At 45.0% G+C, this 18148-nt stretch carries 14 protein-coding genes and 1 pseudogene; 6 read left to right on the forward strand and 9 right to left on the reverse strand.

Annotated elements, in window-relative coordinates; all coding sequences use genetic code 11:
• Positions 1-8: 8 nt before the first annotated feature.
• From LKE40_08555 to LKE40_08570, 4 genes are all read right to left on the reverse strand, one after another.
• Entirely contained in the window at positions 9-1010 is a 1002-nt protein-coding gene (locus tag LKE40_08555; GenBank protein MCH3917498.1) for a LacI family transcriptional regulator, read from the reverse strand.
• Between the two features lie 60 nt (positions 1011-1070).
• Positions 1071-2072: an ABC transporter permease gene (locus LKE40_08560; GenBank protein ID MCH3917499.1), complete on the reverse strand. Its 1002-nt coding sequence runs from the start codon at positions 2070-2072 to the stop codon at positions 1071-1073.
• A gap of 13 nt (positions 2073-2085) precedes the next feature.
• Positions 2086-3579: a sugar ABC transporter ATP-binding protein gene (locus LKE40_08565; GenBank protein MCH3917500.1), complete on the reverse strand. Its 1494-nt coding sequence runs from the start codon at positions 3577-3579 to the stop codon at positions 2086-2088.
• 73 nt (positions 3580-3652) lie between these two features.
• Positions 3653-4627 carry a sugar ABC transporter substrate-binding protein gene (locus tag LKE40_08570; protein MCH3917501.1) on the reverse strand — a complete coding sequence of 325 codons (975 nt, stop codon included), beginning with the start codon at positions 4625-4627 and terminating at the stop codon, positions 3653-3655.
• A gap of 272 nt (positions 4628-4899) precedes the next feature.
• Between LKE40_08570 and LKE40_08575 the strand changes: the two genes are divergently transcribed.
• The 6 genes from LKE40_08575 to LKE40_08600 all read left to right on the forward strand — a co-directional run bounded on the left by LKE40_08575 (position 4900) and on the right by LKE40_08600 (position 14224).
• Positions 4900-5940, forward strand: a complete 1041-nt coding sequence (locus LKE40_08575) for an NAD(P)-dependent alcohol dehydrogenase (protein MCH3917502.1) — start codon at positions 4900-4902, stop codon at positions 5938-5940.
• Between the two features lie 308 nt (positions 5941-6248).
• Complete coding sequence (locus LKE40_08580) at positions 6249-6644, forward strand: hypothetical protein (GenBank protein MCH3917503.1); 396 nt, start codon at positions 6249-6251, stop codon at positions 6642-6644.
• A gap of 273 nt (positions 6645-6917) precedes the next feature.
• Positions 6918-8069 carry a glutamine-hydrolyzing carbamoyl-phosphate synthase small subunit gene (gene carA / locus LKE40_08585; protein ID MCH3917504.1) on the forward strand — a complete coding sequence of 384 codons (1152 nt, stop codon included), beginning with the start codon at positions 6918-6920 and terminating at the stop codon, positions 8067-8069.
• Positions 8066-11272 carry a carbamoyl-phosphate synthase large subunit gene (gene carB, locus LKE40_08590; protein ID MCH3917505.1) on the forward strand — a complete coding sequence of 1069 codons (3207 nt, stop codon included), beginning with the start codon at positions 8066-8068 and terminating at the stop codon, positions 11270-11272. The genes carA and carB overlap by 4 nt, the downstream gene beginning before the upstream one ends.
• A 224-nt stretch (positions 11273-11496) precedes the next feature.
• Positions 11497-13293 (forward strand): aspartate--tRNA ligase, encoded by a 1797-nt coding sequence (gene aspS, locus LKE40_08595; GenBank protein ID MCH3917506.1) that lies wholly within the window; start codon positions 11497-11499, stop codon positions 13291-13293.
• Positions 13294-13315: 22 nt separating this feature from the next.
• Positions 13316-14224, forward strand: coding sequence for a cation diffusion facilitator family transporter (locus LKE40_08600; protein MCH3917507.1), 909 nt, complete (start codon positions 13316-13318; stop codon positions 14222-14224).
• 37 nt (positions 14225-14261) lie between these two features.
• On the opposite strand, the gene LKE40_08605 is transcribed toward LKE40_08600, so the two are convergent.
• The 5 genes and pseudogenes from LKE40_08605 to LKE40_08625 form a co-directional block, all read right to left on the reverse strand.
• The gene (locus LKE40_08605) at positions 14262-14816 is read right to left on the reverse strand and encodes a DUF6062 family protein (protein MCH3917508.1); all 555 of its coding nucleotides are present in this window, start codon (positions 14814-14816) and stop codon (positions 14262-14264) included.
• A gap of 71 nt (positions 14817-14887) precedes the next feature.
• Positions 14888-15010 (reverse strand): annotated as a pseudogene (locus tag LKE40_08610) (DUF6062 family protein).
• Complete coding sequence (locus LKE40_08615) at positions 15010-15744, reverse strand: glycerophosphodiester phosphodiesterase (GenBank protein MCH3917509.1); 735 nt, start codon at positions 15742-15744, stop codon at positions 15010-15012. The pseudogene LKE40_08610 and the gene LKE40_08615 overlap by 1 nt, the downstream one beginning before the upstream one ends.
• 166 nt (positions 15745-15910) lie before the next feature.
• Entirely contained in the window at positions 15911-16858 is a 948-nt protein-coding gene (locus tag LKE40_08620; protein ID MCH3917510.1) for a 1-deoxy-D-xylulose-5-phosphate synthase, read from the reverse strand.
• Positions 16855-17685, reverse strand: coding sequence for a transketolase (locus tag LKE40_08625; protein ID MCH3917511.1), 831 nt, complete (start codon positions 17683-17685; stop codon positions 16855-16857). The genes LKE40_08620 and LKE40_08625 overlap by 4 nt, the downstream gene beginning before the upstream one ends.
• Between the last annotated feature and the right edge of the window lie 463 nt (positions 17686-18148).

The following is an 18148-nucleotide window of genomic DNA, read 5'->3' on the forward strand; positions in this document are numbered from 1 at the left end:
TCTACCTCCTAATTTTCCTTTGTCTTCAACCGGTCGATGAACCCCGTCTCGAAATATACCTCAGAAGTTTCACTGCTGAGTTCATCACCACCTTCGATCATATTGACTACCTGTTCAACAGCAGCCCTGGCAATTTCTTGTGTCGGCTGTGTTATCACAGAAATAGGATACTTAAGGAAATCAAGCCATCTGTTGTCATCGTACGTCACTACCTTCATATCTTCAGGAATGGAAAGCCCCAGCCGGGCTATGCCTTCCACAGCCAGATGGCAGACCCCTGATGTGGCACAGATTATCCCGTCTATCTTTTCTTTCTCCAGGAATGCCATGACCTGTTCCACCGCATCAGTCTGGAAATATTCAATCTGCTTTATGAGCGGATGTCCCTGAGGGAATTTTTCCTGCACTTCAAGCTTATAGCCAAGTTCCCTTTGATGGACACTATAAATCTGGGAAGGATATCCGATGAATCCAATTCTTCTGCATCCATGAGACATCAGGTATCTGGTAGCAAAGACTCCGGTTCCCAAATTGTTTATCCCAAAGAATATCTTGTTGAGACGGTCATACTTGCGGTCAAAGCAAACGACAGGTATATGGCTACTGGCAAGAAGCTTCGGACAACGGGTAGAATCAACAGGAGAGATAATGATGCCGCTGATTCGCTCATTGCTGAGCATCTTTACGACATTCTGCTCCTCAATCTCCGGGTCATCTTCAGAATCATTGACAACTACGGAGGCATTGAGTGCCTTGCAATGGTTTTCAATTGCCTTGATGACAGCAATGGAATAATCTTCCGTTATATCAGCCACGATAAGACCGATATACTTCAGCTTCTTTGAATTGGGCTTGGGCCTTTCAAAAGATAGTCCCTGCATGGTATCTTCGACCAGCTTGCGGGTTTCCTGCTTGACATACCGGGTATTGTTGATGACATGTGATACTGTCGAAATCGACACTCCCGCCGCAGTTGCTATATCCTTCAGTGTCACATGTTTTTCTTCCATCAACTCTCCTCCTGGGTTGACAATCCCATTACCATGCAAATAAAAAAATAACACACCTTGTTATTTCTTCTGATCCTCAATCCTTCCAAGGTGTCTGCTGGTTCTTCTGTTTTTCGTCCAGATGTCATAAATGACTGCCAAAGCAATGATAGCACCCCTTACCACCTGCTGTAAATAAGAATTGACGTTCTGAAGATTCATGATATTGTTCAGGAAACCGACAATGAAAGCACCGACGACTGTACCTCCCGCTGTTCCGATACCACCGGAGAAACTTGTACCGCCGATAATTGATGAAGTCAAAGCTGTAAATTCATAATTTATTGCTCCGTTCGGCAGACCGGCATTGACACGGGACATAAAAAGGACACCAGCAACACCTACGAACAAACCGTTTATCAGGAATGCAATCATCTTATTGCGCTTGACATTTATGCCGGAAGCTACAGCTGCCTCTTCATTGCCACCTATCGCATACAGAGATCTACCAAAGGCAGTATTCCGCAAAATATACCATGTCGCTACAAGGCAAATTACCAGAAAAATAAGCGGAGTCGGAATGAATCCGACAGATCCTTGTCCTACCTCCGTATATTTTCCGATCTGATAGATATTCTGTCCATTCGTAAACAAAAGAGCACCACCTCTTGCCATTGCCTGCATTGCCAATGTAGCAATGAAAGGCGGAGCACTGAATTTCGTAATCATCCATCCGTTCAGGGCATTGCAGGCAATGCCTACACCTATGGCAACAAGAAATGCGACTCCCATCATCCCAGTCACCTTATAAGCCGCCACAGAAAGAACACCAGCAAAAGCAACGACAGAACCAGCAGAAAGATCAAGCATACCGCAGATAATCAGTATGGTTTCACCGAATGCCAAGATGGTTGTTACTGAAATTTGCCGAGAAACATTCGACAAGTTCCTGACAGAAAAGAAATTACTATTCAAAAAAGAAAATACGATAAATAAAATGACAAGAACGAAAAAAATACTGTATTTTCTTGTAATAATAGACCAAAAGGACGTAAAGCCCCTCTCCTCGTTTTTATTGTTCATAGTCTTCCCTTCCTCAACGGCCCATACCCGTAGCTAATCTCATGATGGTTTCCTGGGAAAATTCATCATGTTTCAGTTCCCCTGTAATCGTCCCGTTCGCCATTACATAAATCCGATCACACATTCCTATCAACTCCGGTAGCTCCGAAGAAATCATCAGCAAAGCTTTACCTTTCTCTGCCAAATACATCATCAGTTTATAAATTTCATACTTGGCCCCTACATCTATACCTCTGGTCGGTTCATCCAAAATCAGTACATCAGGATCACTCAACATCCACTTTGCAAGGACGACCTTCTGCTGATTACCACCGCTCAAAGCTTCAATCGGGGTATCAAGTGACGGAGTCTTTACATTCATATCGGAACACACCTTGGATACAGCTTCCTCTTCCTCATTTGTATGAAGATAGCCCTTATAGAATATCTTTTTCAGGCTTGCCAACGTAGTATTTTCCTTGACACTGCGAACAGGAATAATCCCATAACGCCTCCTATCTTCCGAAAGCATGACAACCTTATGGGCAATACAGTCCTTTACGTTCCTAAGCTTGGTATGTGTGCCGTCAATTTCTATTTCTCCCCCAGAATAGGGATCCAAACCAAAAATAGCTCTTGCCACTTCGGTTCTTCCTGCCCCCATCAACCCGGCAAATCCTACAATTTCCCCTGCAGATATATGGAAAGACACATCATGAAATACATGGACAGACGAAAGTCCCTTCACTTCAAGCTTTGTCTTTCCTAAGGGAATAGATTCCTTAGGATAGGTTTTGTCTATTTTACGTCCGACCATCAGCGATATGACCGTATCGATATCAAAATCCTTTTTTGATCTTGTGGCGACAACAGCTCCGTCTCTCAGAATCGTTATTTCATCAGCAATCTGGAAAATTTCTTCCATCTTATGAGAAATATAGATAATACTCGTACCACGGGCTTTCAATTCAAGAATCTTGTCAAACAGGTTATCAACTTCCTTATTGGAAATTGCAGAAGTCGGCTCATCCATGATGATGATCTGTGATTTATTGGAAATGGCTTTCAGAATCTCCAGCATCTGGATATCAGAAATTGACAGTTCCTTCAACGGCTGGTCTGCACGGTAAGACAAACCTTCTGAAGCCAAAAGTGCAAGTGTCTGCCTGCGTATTTCTTTCCAGTCTATACGTCCGAACCTATCTTTCGGCCATTTTCCAAGAAAAAGACTCTCCTCAACAGTCAATTCCGGAATAAAGTTCAGTTCCTGGAAAATCATTGAAATTCCCAAGGACCTTGCTTTGATCGGATCCTTTATATGGACTTCTTTTCCATCGATGAAAATTTTTCCGGCATCAGGAGCATAGATGCCGTTCAGAATCTTCATCAGGGTGGATTTCCCTGCTCCATTCTCACCGCAGAGTACATGGACTGTCCCAGCCCTTACAGCAAAATTAATCTTTTCCAAGGCTTTTACACCTGGAAATGATTTTTCAATATCAGTCATTTCTAACTTGTACTGACTCATGAACAACATCCCTCAATATAATTTGGTGGAGCACTATCGGCTCCACCATATCGAAACCTGTATCGATCCATGTCTATTTGATAGAACCGACTTCCTTGTACATCTGTATGTACTTGTCAACATTGTCACTGTTGACCAACGGGCAATCGATATTCATGTCAATCTGTGACTTTTCACCAGTCAACAGAGAATGGGAGGTAGCCAGCAAATTCTTTGCAAGTTCAAATGCATTCTGCAAACAGGTCGAAGTCATCTTTCCACTCTTGATCAGCAGACAAGCCTCCGCGGTACCATCGACACCATATGCAAGGATATGAGCATAAGCAGGATTATCCTTGACGACTTCCAAGGCACCTGCACACATATTGTCATTCATGGAAATGATTGCGTCGATACGGTCATTGGCCTGTACCCAGTCTTCCATGCAAGCCATTGCCTCATCCTTGTTCCAGTTGGCAATCTGCTCCCCTACAATCTTGACATCAGGTCTCTTGTCAAAGAATTCCTTCTGCCAGCTGACCCTTCTCTGATCCGCATGGAAATTTCCCGGAGGGCCAAGCAAAACAACCACATTGGCATTCTGTGGAACTTGGGTAAGTGCAGCACGGGCATTCACCGCAGCCTGTTCGTATGGATCTGCATCTACAGAAGAAGCACCTTTGATACCCGCTATACGGGCATTCGTAGTAATGCATTTTATTCCTGCTGCGACAACTTTCTCAGCATATGGTCGCTGGGATTCTCCGTTGTTAGGTTGGATAATAATGCAGTCAAACTGGTTCGTAATGGCATTTTCAATCAAAGAATTCTCAATGTCATCCGAAGCCTGCCCATCAAAGACACTCACATCAATGTCATCATACTTCTCAGCTTCAGCCTTTACGGAATTTGCCAGCCATGCTGCAAAAGAATCTGCCTGAGCCCTCGCAATATAGGCAACTTTGTAGACCTTCTGCCCAGAAGCAGTAGTCTGTTCATTCTGACCATTGGCAAACAAAGTACCCATGACCAGCAGTGACGCCAAAAGGGTCACCATACATTTTTTCATCTCATTTCCTCCTTTTACTTGCACAAAAATAATTATTTTTTTTCGCAAATATTATATTGTTTTTTAAGCATATCACATAAAAACAACCTGTCAAGAAAAAAATATAAATCAATTAATTACTTTTATTATAAATAATAAATATATCACACACTTTAATCAATTAGATAATAATCTACTTATTTTCGCAAATATTATAATATTTTTTCGCAAATAATAATTGACAAGAGAAACAATCCATGTAAACATCTTAAATGCAGAGGAGAAGACCAAACATGAAAGCATTGGTATTGGAAAAAGTCAGGACCTTGTCTCTCAGAGATTTCCCCATAGAAGACAGGCTGGCTGCTGATGACGTAAGGATAACACCTAAAAGAGTCGGTATCTGCGGCAGTGACATACATTACTATACACAGGGAAAAATCGGCAATTTTATCGTCAGCGAGCCTATGATACTAGGCCATGAAGCAAGCGGCATAGTAACTGAAGTAGGAGCAGACGTAACCGGGCTGAAGCAAGGAGACCGAGTCTGCATGGAACCGGGCATACCTGACTTCCATAGTTTTGAGACACTCAATGGCATGTACAATCTCGACCCATCCGTCAGATTCTGGGCAACCCCGCCCGTCCATGGATGCCTGCGGGAATCCTTCGTACATCCGGCAAGCCTTACTTTCAAGCTGCCGGACAACGTATCCTTTGAAGAAGGCGCCATCGTCGAGCCCGTAGCAATCGGCATGTATGCCGCAAAGAAAGCAAAGATTGAACCGGGAGACGTAGCATTGGTAATGGGCGCAGGAACCATCGGTATCGTGACAGCCCTTTCAGCACTTGCCTCAGGTTGTTCAAAAGTAATCATTTCAGATATCAAGGAAGAGAAGCTCAACATCATCAGGACCAACTACAGCGACAACCTCATTACCGTGAACACGACAAAAGAAAACCTGCTGGAAAAAGTAAAAGAAACAACGGCACGGGGAGTAGACATATTCTTCGAAGCCACCGGAGCAAGCGGCATCCTTGAAAGCTTTACCAAGTTTGTCAGGCCAGGAGGACGGGCTGTACTGATCGGAATGCCGACCGGTCCTGTACCTCTGGATGTAGTCGGCTGCCAAGCAAAGGAAATCACACTCTACACACTCTTCAGATACGTAAACATGTTCGAGAAATCTCTCCGTCTCATCAGCTCAGGAACATTGAAAGTAACACCGTTGATTACTCAGAGATTTGCTTTTTCAGATGCAGTCAACGCCTTCAGGTTCGCAGCAGAAGGAAGAACTGATACTATAAAGGTGATGCTGAACATGGAAAAATAAGCCTGCAAGGGAAAAAATCAGATAACAATGAGAACAGACCGGATACTCCAACAGAGGAATGTCCGGCCTGTTTTCTATATTAGGGATTTTTCCATACATCCAAAAAATCAACAGATTAATCAAGTTCTGTTACTTTAACACGTCATCAAAAAAACATCTACAATTTTAAAAATAGTCGTTATTATATATATTATAGTCTGTATTTTTCTATAAATTAGTGTTATTTATCTTGCACATTAAAGAAAAATCTGCGATATTATATATCGATAATTAAGTATAGAAAATAGATTTTTCCAAGGAGGAAAAATATGACTGATAGAGAAAAATTACTTATCGACAACATCATTCAGGAATCGGACGGTTTCTTTAACCAAGAGGATGGAGAAGGTGTATACGCCTCCGTATGCGGGCACCTCAACTTTCTCAGGAAGGATGTCGGCCAATTCGTAACCTTCGACGATGCTTGCTTCTCTTGGATGGAAAACATCTTTCTTCCTTTGCACAATGCCCTGAAAAATTCTCCCCATGCCATCGGCTTTCCAAAGAAAAAGATGGGCAAGCTGTTCTTTGAAATCTGTGACAACTGGTATTACATGTCCCAGCTTGACCCTTCCACCACAGCAGATGAAGCTGTAATCAATTACTACAAGAATTTTGCTTCAACTGTCGGACGAGTCCTTATCAACGCATATACGGTTGCCTAAGATTGCTCAAAAACATAAAACCAATAGCCTCTGTCTTGGACCTTTGTTCCTGACAGAGGCTATTTTGTTTGTTTTCATGCTTTTGATGGAGTTCATTCCAAGCAACGATACGAAACTAATATAAATGTTGCATTTTGTCTTGTTTTCTGCACCAAAGCGCACCAATCATTTCCTTATGCGAAGAGTTATTCTGCTTTTTTGTTGCAAATCATCTTGATTATGTTGCGTTATACGCATATACTTTCCTCAATTTAAGCAAACAGGAACAATTGAATGGAACATACATTTCTCATACTGGAAGACGGTATGGTCTTCCAGGGAACAGGTTTCGGAAAAGCCGCACCAGCAATTGAAGACTTGCTCCAGGCAGCAGAAACACCGACAGGAGAAGTTGTCTTCAACACCAGCATGTGTGGCTATCCAGAAATACTCACTGACCCTTCATACAATGGACAACTGATAGTCATGACCTATCCACATATCGGCAACTATGGTGTCGATCCCATATGGTCAGAAAATATGAGAAAAAGTAGCAAGGTACCTTGTGTCGGGTTCATCTGCCATGATTATTATACAGGTTTTCTTCCTCCTGATAGAATCAGTCTTGGTGACTATATGGCAGAACATGGAGTCTGTGGCCTATACGGCATCGACACAAGGACCCTTACATTGCGTCTTAGGGACAAGGGTTCCTGCAAGGGCATACTGGTACGGACAGAAGAAATGACTGATTTCAGAAAAACCATGGTTATGGAATTCCTATCGGCTTTCCCTTCCATTACCGACAGGGACCTGATCACGGATGTCTCAACAGGAAAGACCATTCAGGACCCGACCTGCGAAATACCAGTCCCGACGGATACAGCTGCAGTCAGATTTGCATTGGTCGATTTCGGTATCAAGAAATCAATCATACAAGAACTGTACAAAAGGAATGCCAAGGTAACGCTTTTCCCTCCGACAGTAACTGCAGACGAAATACTTGCCTCCGGCTGCGACAGCCTGTTCCTTTCAAATGGCCCTGGAGATCCAGCCAGACTTCAAGGCGCTGTGGAAATGACAAGAAAAGTAATCGGCAAGATGCCCGTATGCGGCATTTGTCTGGGACATCAGCTGATCACATGGGCCTTGGGTGGCAGAACTGTCAAGATGAAGTTTGGCCATCACGGAGCCAACCAGCCGGTAACAGAAACTACAACCGGAAAGACCTTTGTCACCAGTCAGAACCATGGTTTCATGAGCGAACGTTCCAGCTTGCCGAAAGATGTTGAAATCTGGTTTACCAATGCAAATGACGGAAGCATCGAAGGCATCCGGCAGAAAAAACTGCAGGTACAGTCAGTCCAGTTCCACCCTGAAGCATCCCCTGGGCCCCAAGACGGCAGATGGATCTTCGATCTGTTCATCAAAGGAGCAAAAAAATGAGCGCAAGAAAAGATATCCATCGCATTTTGGTGATAGGAAGCGGTCCTATCGTCATAGGTCAGGCCTGTGAGTTCGACTATAGCGGCAACCAAGCAGTAAGGGCACTCAAGGAAGAAGGGTACGAAGTCATTCTCATCAACCCGAATCCAGCAACCATGATGACGACTCCGGGCAGTGCAGATAAGATATATATGGAACCTCTGAAGACTGAATATGTCGAGCAAATATTGCAAAGAGACCGTCCTGATGCAATTCTTTCCACCATGGGAGGTCAGACAGGTCTGAATCTGACGCTTGAACTTGCAAGGAAGGGATTATTGGACAAATATGGTGTCCAAGTCATCGGCGCTGGCATTGATTCCATCAACAAAGCGGAAGACAGAGGAGAATTCAAGAAAATCGTCGAAAGCCTTGGCTTGGAATCAGCAAAAAGTGCCATCGTACATACTACAGAAGAGGCCGTAAAGGTTCCCTCCCTGATTTCTTTTCCTTTGATCATACGTCCGAGCTACACGCTGGGCGGCATGGGTGGTTCCATAGCCTATGATGAAAAGGAATATCTGCCTCTTATCGAAAAGGCCCTTGAAACAAGCCCCGTACATGAGGCTTTGGTCGAAGAATCTCTCATTGGATGGAAAGAGTTCGAGATGGAAGTCATGCGTGATAGCAAAGACAACGCCATCATAGTCTGTTCCATCGAGAATATCGATCCCATGGGAGTCCATACAGGAGATTCCATTACCATAGCTCCTATCCAGACACTTGATGACCGGCAATATCAACGCATGAGGAATGCCTCAATTGATATTCTGAGAGCAGTCGGCGTTGACTGCGGAGGGTCAAACGTACAGTTTGCAATGAAACCGGACTCTGACCGGATGATTGTCATTGAAATGAACCCGAGGGTTTCAAGGTCTTCCGCCCTTGCTTCCAAGGCAACAGGTTTTCCTATCGCCCGTTGCAGTGCCAAGCTTGCCATAGGTTACACCCTCGATGAAGTAATGAATGAAATCACAGGACAAAGTGCTTCCTGCTTTGAACCTGCCTTGGATTACTGTGCCGTAAAGGTTCCAAGGTTTGAATTGGAAAAATTTCCCTTGCCTTCCAGTGCCTTGGGCACCCAGATGAGAAGTGTAGGAGAAGCCTTGGCTCTCGGAAGGACTGCCTTGGAAGCCCTGAACAAAGCCATCAGGGCCAGTGAACAGAAAAAAGAAGGACTGGAGTGCATCGATCACGGAGTCGATACGTATCTGAAAAGTGCACATCCTCTGAGGATATTTGCAGCATATACCAAGCTGTATGAATTGGAAGAAGACGGAATTGGCCAAATCAGCAAAATCACGGGTTTTGACAGATGGTTCCTTTACCAGCTTTGCCGACAAGTCAAAATGGACAAAGCTCTTCAGAGGGGGAACCTGGACAGACAGCTTCTGCTGCAGGCTAAGCAATATGGCATGAGTGATGCACGGATTGCTACCCTTTCAGGACATACAAAAAAGGAAATCGAGCAAATAAGGCAAGAAAACAACATACGTACCTGTGTACATTTTGTCGATACCTGTGCCGGTGAGTTCAAGGCACTTACACCGTATTGCTACACAACCTATGGAGAAAAAGATGAAGGAACTCCGATAGAAAAAGACGGAATAATCATCCTGGCAAGTGGGCCGAACAGAATCGGACAAGGACTGGAATTCGACACTTGCTGTAGTTTGGCTTCCCTTGCATACCAGAAGCTAGGCAGGAAGACAATCATGGTCAACAGCAATCCCGAGACCGTCAGTACAGATTATAACGTCAGTGATCGGCTGTACATAGAACCACTCACGGCAGAACACGTCAAGGGAATCATGGATAAAGAAGGAACCCATGACGTTGTCGTCCAGCTTGGAGGTCAGACTCCGCTTAACATGGCTAAGGAACTGAAAGATTACGGAGCAAATATCATCGGTACATCCTTAGAAGGTATCGATGAGACAGAAGACCGTGCCTTGTTTTCGGCACTTATAAAGAAGTTGGAACTCAGACAAGCTGCAAACAAGATGGCAGGTACGGTCGAGGAAGTCCATAAAGCCGCACAGGAAATCGGCTTTCCCGTACTGCTGCGTCCATCCTTCGTCCTCGGAGGCCGTAGCATGTTCATTGCCTATGACCAATCTGGCCTTGATGAATTCTTCAACAACGAAATATCATTTTCTCCTGAGGCACCCATACTTGTGGACCAATTCCTTGAAGATGCCTTTGAATATGACCTTGACGCCGTTTCTGATGGTAAAAGCCTCTATGTAGGAGGCATACTCCAGCATATAGAGGCAGCAGGCATTCATAGCGGAGACAGTGCAGCAGTCTTTCCTCCCTACAAGTCAAAGCCTGAAATCCTGCGGCAAATGAAGGAAGCTGCACTTGCTATCGCAAAGACACTCAACGTCAGAGGTTTGATAAACATACAGTTCGCAGTCAAGGATGACCGGCTTTATTTCATCGAAGTAAATCCAAGAGCAAGCCGTACGGTTCCTTTCATATCGAAAAGCAGTGGCATCAACCTGATTGACGCAGCAGTCAAAGTCTGGCAGGGAATTGACTTGGTACAGCAAGGGTTGATCAAGAAAGAAGGCAGTTTCGAAGAAGGGCACTGCGTAACCGGCTGGGCAATCAAGGAAGCAGTCTTTTCATTTGACAGATTTGCCAATGTAGATCCGGCTCTCGGCCCTGAAATGAGAAGCACAGGAGAAGTCGTAGGTATGGGACGTACATTCGGAGAAGCCTACGCAAAAAGCCAAGCGGGAGCAGGAAACAAGTTGCCTACGTCTGGAAGAGTAGTCATCAGCGTCAATCGAAAGGATAGAAAAACCATTGTCCCTATTGCCAGAAAACTCCAAGAATTAGGATTTTCGATTGCAGCTACGAAGGGAACGGCCCGCGATTTATTCGATGCAGGCATCCTGTGTGATGTCATGCTGAAAACACATGAAGGACACCCGAATATCGTCGACCACCTGCGGCACCGCAAGGTTGACCTTGTAATCAACACACCGATGGGATTCAGAGCCAGAAGAAGTGATGACGAAATAAGGACAGAAGCAATGAGACTCAAAATCCCTTATACGACAACAACCAGCGCAGCTCAAGCTGCAGTGGAAGCAATCATGTTCCTACAGGAAAAACAGTATACAGTCAGGGAATTGCCTTCCTTCAAACAGTAAGACAGCAACAGGCCACCCCATGTACCTCATCGAGGGGACCCTTGCCCGGGAGAGTGTCTGTCCTGCGTGTGCGCGCAGGCCATAAAAGCTACGTGATGCGGCCAGTTCTGAAAATCACTCATCATACAGTACCATATTAGCACACAATATAAGTACCTTATATAGTTGTATTATCAAATGAATGATGTTATCATCGAGTCTGACTATTCGTAAAGGACATATTTATGGCAGAAGAAGCTTTTTCACAAAGGACCGTCACTTGTGGCGGCCTGACAAAGGCAGATGCAGGAAAGCATGTAGTATTGAACGGTTGGGTACACCGTGACAGAAACCATGGAGCTCTACATTTCATCAACCTCCGGGATCGGTATGGGATTACTCAGGTAGTTGTCGACGATGATGCAAGTGAAGAACTTCAACAGACAGCAACACAGCTCAAAATGGAATATTGTATTGCCGTGACAGGTATCGTACGTCTTCGCCCGGATTCCATGATCAACCCTGATATGGCAACAGGAGAAATTGAAGTCAAGGCTGAAAAGATTGAAATCCTCAGTACTTGCAAACCCTTGCCTTTCATGATTGATGATGAAGCCAATGCAAATGAAGACCTTAGGTTGAAGTATAGGTTCCTCGATCTCAGGACAAAAGGGATGCAGGACCGTATCAGGCTCAGACACGAAGTTGTGAAGGCAATTCGCCAATATCTATATAAAACCGATTTCTACGAAATAGAGACCCCGACACTAATCAGAAGTACTCCCGAAGGAGCAAGGGACTTCCTTGTCCCTTCCCGTATTTATCCTGGTAAATTCTACGCGTTGCCGCAAAGCCCGCAATTACTCAAACAGTTGCTTATGGTAAGTGGCTTCGACAAATATTTTCAGATTGCCCGCTGCTACAGGGATGAAGATGCCAGAGGAGACCGTCAACTTGAATTTACCCAGCTTGATATGGAAATGAGCTTTGTAAACAGAGACGATGTCCTCGAATTAGTCGAAGAGTTATTCAATTATGTCTTCAAGCAGGTGATGGATTATGATCTGCCGGAACACTTCAGGAGAATTACCTATCAGGATAGCATGGATACTTACGGTACAGACAAACCGGATCTGAGATTCAAGGTTGAAATGCATGACATCAGTACCCTTGCATCAAAAACCACCTTTGCGACATTCAAGGATACCCTGGCAGAAGGCGGTTGCATCAAAGCACTCTGTGCCCCAAAGACTGATGCAGTAGCTTTCTCCAGAAAGTATATCGACAGTCTTCAGGAAGCAGCGAAGATCTATGGAGCAAACGGCTTAGGATGGGCCAAAGTCGGTGCAGGTTGTACACTTACAGGTGGTGTATCTAAGTTTTTTGCGGGCATCGAATCTGACCTCTGCAAGGAACTAGGAGCACAGGAAGGAGACCTCATCTGCATCGTGGCACAAAAAGATTGGAAAAAATGCTGTACAAGCCTCGGTGCTGTCAGATCCAAACTTGGCAAGGATCTCAACCTTATAGGTCCCGGTTTCGAACTTTGCTGGATCATTGATTTCCCCTTGTTTGAATACAACGAAGACGAAGGGCATTGGGAAGCTGCACATCATATGTTCAGCATGCCACAGGTAGAATATTTGGATACGTTGGAAAGTAATCCAGGGGCAGTCAAGGGTGATTTATATGACTTGGTACTCAATGGATATGAACTTGCTTCAGGTTCTATCCGTATCCATGATGTGGAATTGCAGAAAAGGATTTTCCGCATCTGCAATTTCAGTGATGAAGAAGCAGAAAGAAGATTCGGGTTCCTGCTCAATGCATTCAGTTATGGAGCTCCACCTCATGGGGGCATTGCACCCGGCATAGATAGATTGGTAATGCTGTTGGCAGGCCAGAACTCTATCAAGGAAGTAATAGCCTTCCCAAAGAACACCGCAGCCTATTCTCCCATGGATGATGCCCCTTCATATGTAGATAAGCAACAGTTGGATGAACTCCATCTCTCCATTAATTATCCTAATGATCACACATAGGACAAAATGTAAGGAGAAAATCATGAATGGAAAAGAAAAAATTGCCATGAAAGTCAGCTCCACAAGCATTGTCATCAACCTGTTGCTGTCTTTTTTCAAGTTTTTTGCTGGAATATTCGGTCATAGCGAAGCTTTGATCAGCGATGCCATTCATTCTGCTTCAGACGTCTTTTCTACCATCATCGTCATGATCGGCATAAAGATTTCCGAAAAGGCACCAGACCCCTCCCATCAGTACGGACACGAAAAGTTTGAAAGCTTGGCAACCATTATCCTTGGCATCATTCTTTTCCTTACAGGCTTGGAAATCGGCAAGACAGGTCTGATGTCCATCATAAAGGGAACGTACACAAAGAATCTTGAGCCGACCCTGATCACGGTAGTTGCCGCTGCAACATCAATCATCATCAAGGAAGCAATGTTCTGGTATACCAGAGCCGCGGCAAAAAAAACCGGGAGTTCTGCACTCATGGCAGATGCATGGCATCATCGCTCAGATGCCCTGTCCTCCATAGGTTCCTTGGCAGGTATCTTGTTTGCCAGACATGACTACCCCGTCATGGATCCTGTGGCATCACTTGTCATCTGTGCTTTCATCCTCAAAGCTTCCATTGATATACTGAAGGATGGAACCGACAAAATGGTTGATCATTCCTGCAGTGACGCTGAAATCAAGGCAATGGCAGCAGTTATAAAAGGTGTAACAGGAGTTGTTCGGCTAGATTCACTGAAAACAAGAAAATTCGGTGACAGAGCTTATGTCGACGTCGAAATCGCAGCAGATGGGAACCTTTCTCTTTATGATTCGCATGCAATTGCCGTAAATGTACATAATCAGATCGAGGAGAATTTTCCGATCGTAAAACACTGCATGGTCCATGTAAATCCTTTGGAAGCACGGACCCCATATGAAATCAAAAGCAATGATTGAAAAAAAGCAATAGCATGCGGATTTCCGCCTACTGTTGCTATTTTTGTTTTTCTGTCGGATCAAGGGAACGACAGCTACCGACAATCTTTGAAACAGTTCTCTTATGGGCATCCTCACAGCCATTCCAGGGTTTGTCACGGTTTTCGCTTTTGTACTTCTGTGTCATCCAATAGACATCCTGTTGGATACGTGCAAGGTTGTCCTGCTCTATTTTTGCAAGTTCACGGACAAATATGTTGCACTGGTCGCTTTCCAATGCCATCTCAGCCATGGAAAGCAACCGATTGAAATGATAAAGACAAAAACCTTTACCCTGTCCGAGTTCTTCACGAAATTGGGTATCGCTGTTCCACAAGGCAACCACAGTATAGAGATACCTGACTGTCCTGTCTTCAATGATATCACAAACCAGGCAACCTCGTTCACGGTTATGAGTTTCCTCTCCCAAGGCATGTATTGCCTGCGAAGTTCTGCGACCAGGTTTTGCCTTTTCCAGCCTGCTGAAATTTTCTGCCAAACGGTCACGGCTGGTCTGCAAATAAGTATCGCAAAGCAAGGCAAGCCCCTGTGGCTTGTTCGCATCAGCCAGCATCCTGAAATGAAAGGACAAAAACCAAGAGCATTGACCTTGACCCTTGTTTCGGGATTCATGACTGAATTGCCAAGAAAAAAAGATACAGCATCTTTTTCTGCTTCTGCAGCAAGATCACAGAGAAAACATTCACTGCCGCCTCGAAGCCCGTCCCAGACGGGAATGGTCTCAAGTTTATAGGATGGCCTCCCCATCAGCAGCCTCTATAGGCTACATATGCTTTGGCGACATCAGGATAATTGCTTATTATGCCATCGACCTGCCAATCAACTGAATCTGTCAGAGTCTGCATATCATTGACGGTCCAGACATTCAGTCCTACGCCATGGTCCTTGCAATCATGGACCTCGGCCTTTGTCAACGTACTGATATCAGGATGATAATACTCGACACCCAGCTTGTTGGCATAGGCACCGACATTGCCAAGTCCACAGGCTTCTACCAGTAGACCACAGGGAATCTTCTTGTCAATCTCTTTCATAAGAATGACAGAACTGTGGTTAAATGAAGAAATTATTATTCTGTCAAGCAAACCATATTTTGCCAACATATCATAGGTTTTCCTTTCAATATCATCATACCAAAACAGGTTTGTCTTGATTTCAATGTTCGTAACGACATCATAATCCTTGATAAAGGAACAGTATTCCTCCAAGGTCGGGATTCCTACCTTTCCATACATATCCTTGAAACGGGCACCTGCCTGCAACCTCTTCAGCTCAGCAAGGGTAAAGTCCCTTACAAACCCAGTGCCATCAGTAGTCCTGTCAACTTTTTCATCATGGATAATTACCAATTTATCATCTTTGCTGAGATGTACGTCAAGCTCGATACCATCAACCTTGGCTTCAGTAACGGCTTTCTTAAAAGCCAGCATAGTATTCTCAGGATATTTGCCTGAAAACCCCCTGTGGCCAAATACTTTGATTTTCATAGTCCGTACTCCTTGTAACAATGGCACTATTTTCTCACATTATGCAAGGAAAGAAAAGAAAAAACAAACCAAGCCGATTGTAAAAAAGCAAAAAAATGCCCTCCAGTGCTAAGATGGAAGGCATTCTGCAGGCTACTGCCTGCCAGACCCAAGAATTAAACTATTTCTTAAGCAAATCAACAGTTTTCTTATAGATATTCTCAGCAGTAAAGCCGAAGGCACCCTTCAGATATTCCAGTGTGCCGACTTCACCGAAACGTTCACCGACATTCAGGAAACCCATCTTCGTCGGGTAGGTCTGTGCCAGATGTGCAGCAATGGCTTCCCCCACACCCCCGGCATACCTGCCGTTCTCACAGACAAGCACCTTTCCACAACGCTGGGCTACTTTTTCAATAAGCTCGGTATCGAGCGGCTTTATCGTATGCAGGTCAACCAATGTTGCATCAATACCATCAGCCTTCAGTGAATCCAACGCTTTGACGGCCTCATTCACCATGACCTCTCCGGTAGCAATGATTGCCACATCTTTTCCTTTTGCCAGTTCAATGCCCTTGCCCAGGACAATCTTGGTTCCTACGGGATATCTGTGTGTAATTCCCTTTCTGGCAGCCCGCGTATATGACGGTTTGTCAAGCGCATAGGCCTGACGGATCAGTTCATATGCACTCTGTGCATCTGAGGGATCGATGATGGTAAGTCCGGGGACCTGCCTCATCAAGGCGATATCTTCGAACGGCATATGTGTACCACCGTTCTTCTGAGCCGTGATGCCAGGGTCGGAACCGATGAGATGCACGACCTGGTGGGCATAGGCCACGGACAGGAAGAACTGGTCATAGTCCCTGCGGCTGGCAAAGCAACCGAAGGTGTGCACGAAAGGCCGCAGGCCCATGGAAGACAGGCCAGCAGCAACCCCGACCATGTTCGCCTCGGCGATGCCGCAGTCATAGAAGCGGCCGGGGAACTTCTCCCCGAACTTATTCGAGCCGAGGCAACTTGCCAGATCCGCATCCAGCATCACCGTCTCTTCATGTTCTGCGCCCAGATCAAGGATTGCAGCCATCACGGCATCACGCATATTGGCCAAGTCACTGGTATCTCTCATCTTGCTACCCCCTCTCTTGCGTACAAGGCGTTGATTGCTTCTTCCGCAGTCTTCTCATCAAAGGCCATGCTATGGTTTCCGGTAATGCCTTCGCCAGGAATGAAGCCATGTGACTTCTCAGTATCCATGACGATCATGGACGGACGGTCCGTGACTTCCTTGGCGTGGTCTATGGCCCTCTTCAGCTCCTTGAAATCATGTCCGTTTATTCTCTGGACATGCCAGCCGAACCCAAGCCATCTGGTATCAACATTCTCAAGCGAGACAATCGAATCAGTAGGCCCGTCAAGCTGCAGCTTGTTCAGGTCGGTGAATGCAATGAGATTGCCAAGCTTCCACTGTGCGGCAGTCTCCGCACCTTCCCAGATCTGTCCTTCCTGGCTCTCTCCGTCCCCTATGACGACAAAGGTCCGTGCATCAAGCCCCTTGACCTTCTGCCCGAGTGCAATACCTACGGCAGCAGAAAAGCCTTGTCCCAGTGACCCACCGGTAAAATCTATCCCAGGTGTCTTGGTCATGTCACAATGGCTTGGAAGCCTTGTGCCGCCATGGTTGAGCGTCATAAGCCAATCTTCCGGGAAATACCCCTTCGTTGACAGGGTGGCATAGACAGCCGGGCCTGCATGGCCCTTCGAACAGACAAACCGATCTCGGTCTTCTTTCTTCGGATCCTTGGGGTCAATCCTCATCTCCTGGTAGTACAGGTAGGTCAGCAGTTCGACAATTGACATGCTGCCACCGATATGTCCTGATCCATGGTGACCAATCTCCCTGATGGTCAAGGCACGGATTTCCAAAGCTTTTCGCTTCAGTTCCTGTAATTCCATATCGCTTCTCCTTATGTTGCATTAATTCCTTCTGGCAACCGATACCCCTCTTCCGCGCATCAAGCAGGCTCCCAGCGTCAGGCAAATCTTCGGCCATTGATAGAATTGAATATAGTATACCATTTACCGCACTTTATTTAAATACCGAAATTCCAATATGTGGATAATGTTATATACATATGTTACAAACAAATAAACAAACACATATCTTTTCTTCTCCTTTAAAATCAAGACAATGGTAAAAAATATTCCCATAGCCATCCAACGACAACATCTTATTTCCTGTAAAAGACAAGTAAGAATAGTTCATCATATAAATTCCATGACCTATGAATATCCTGTGAAGCCTACGGCAGATCATGGATATTACGAAAAGACATTCAAGAAAATTCGATAACATTTGAAGAATATTTACAAAAAGAAACTTTTATTTGACCGGTTAAAAAATAGATTTATAAGCATT

The organism is Spirochaetia bacterium (assembly GCA_022482625.1).
Lineage (GTDB): Bacteria > Spirochaetota > Spirochaetia > Sphaerochaetales > Sphaerochaetaceae > Pleomorphochaeta.

Excerpts from the sequence above, each read along its gene's own strand:
- LKE40_08555 (MCH3917498.1), bottom strand. The coding sequence starts at position 1,010 with ATGGAAGAAAAACATGTGACACTGAAGGATATAGCAACTGCGGCGGGA.
- LKE40_08560 (MCH3917499.1), bottom strand. The coding sequence starts at position 2,072 with ATGAACAATAAAAACGAGGAGAGGGGCTTTACGTCCTTTTGGTCTATT.
- LKE40_08565 (MCH3917500.1), bottom strand. The coding sequence starts at position 3,579 with ATGAGTCAGTACAAGTTAGAAATGACTGATATTGAAAAATCATTTCCA.
- LKE40_08570 (MCH3917501.1), bottom strand. The coding sequence starts at position 4,627 with ATGAAAAAATGTATGGTGACCCTTTTGGCGTCACTGCTGGTCATGGGT.
- LKE40_08575 (MCH3917502.1), top strand. The coding sequence starts at position 4,900 with ATGAAAGCATTGGTATTGGAAAAAGTCAGGACCTTGTCTCTCAGAGAT.
- LKE40_08580 (MCH3917503.1), top strand. The coding sequence starts at position 6,249 with ATGACTGATAGAGAAAAATTACTTATCGACAACATCATTCAGGAATCG.
- carA (MCH3917504.1), top strand. The coding sequence starts at position 6,918 with ATGGAACATACATTTCTCATACTGGAAGACGGTATGGTCTTCCAGGGA.
- carB (MCH3917505.1), top strand. The coding sequence starts at position 8,066 with ATGAGCGCAAGAAAAGATATCCATCGCATTTTGGTGATAGGAAGCGGT.
- aspS (MCH3917506.1), top strand. The coding sequence starts at position 11,497 with ATGGCAGAAGAAGCTTTTTCACAAAGGACCGTCACTTGTGGCGGCCTG.
- LKE40_08600 (MCH3917507.1), top strand. The coding sequence starts at position 13,316 with ATGAATGGAAAAGAAAAAATTGCCATGAAAGTCAGCTCCACAAGCATT.
- LKE40_08605 (MCH3917508.1), bottom strand. The coding sequence starts at position 14,816 with ATGCTGGCTGATGCGAACAAGCCACAGGGGCTTGCCTTGCTTTGCGAT.
- LKE40_08620 (MCH3917510.1), bottom strand. The coding sequence starts at position 16,858 with ATGAGAGATACCAGTGACTTGGCCAATATGCGTGATGCCGTGATGGCT.
- LKE40_08625 (MCH3917511.1), bottom strand. The coding sequence starts at position 17,685 with ATGGAATTACAGGAACTGAAGCGAAAAGCTTTGGAAATCCGTGCCTTG.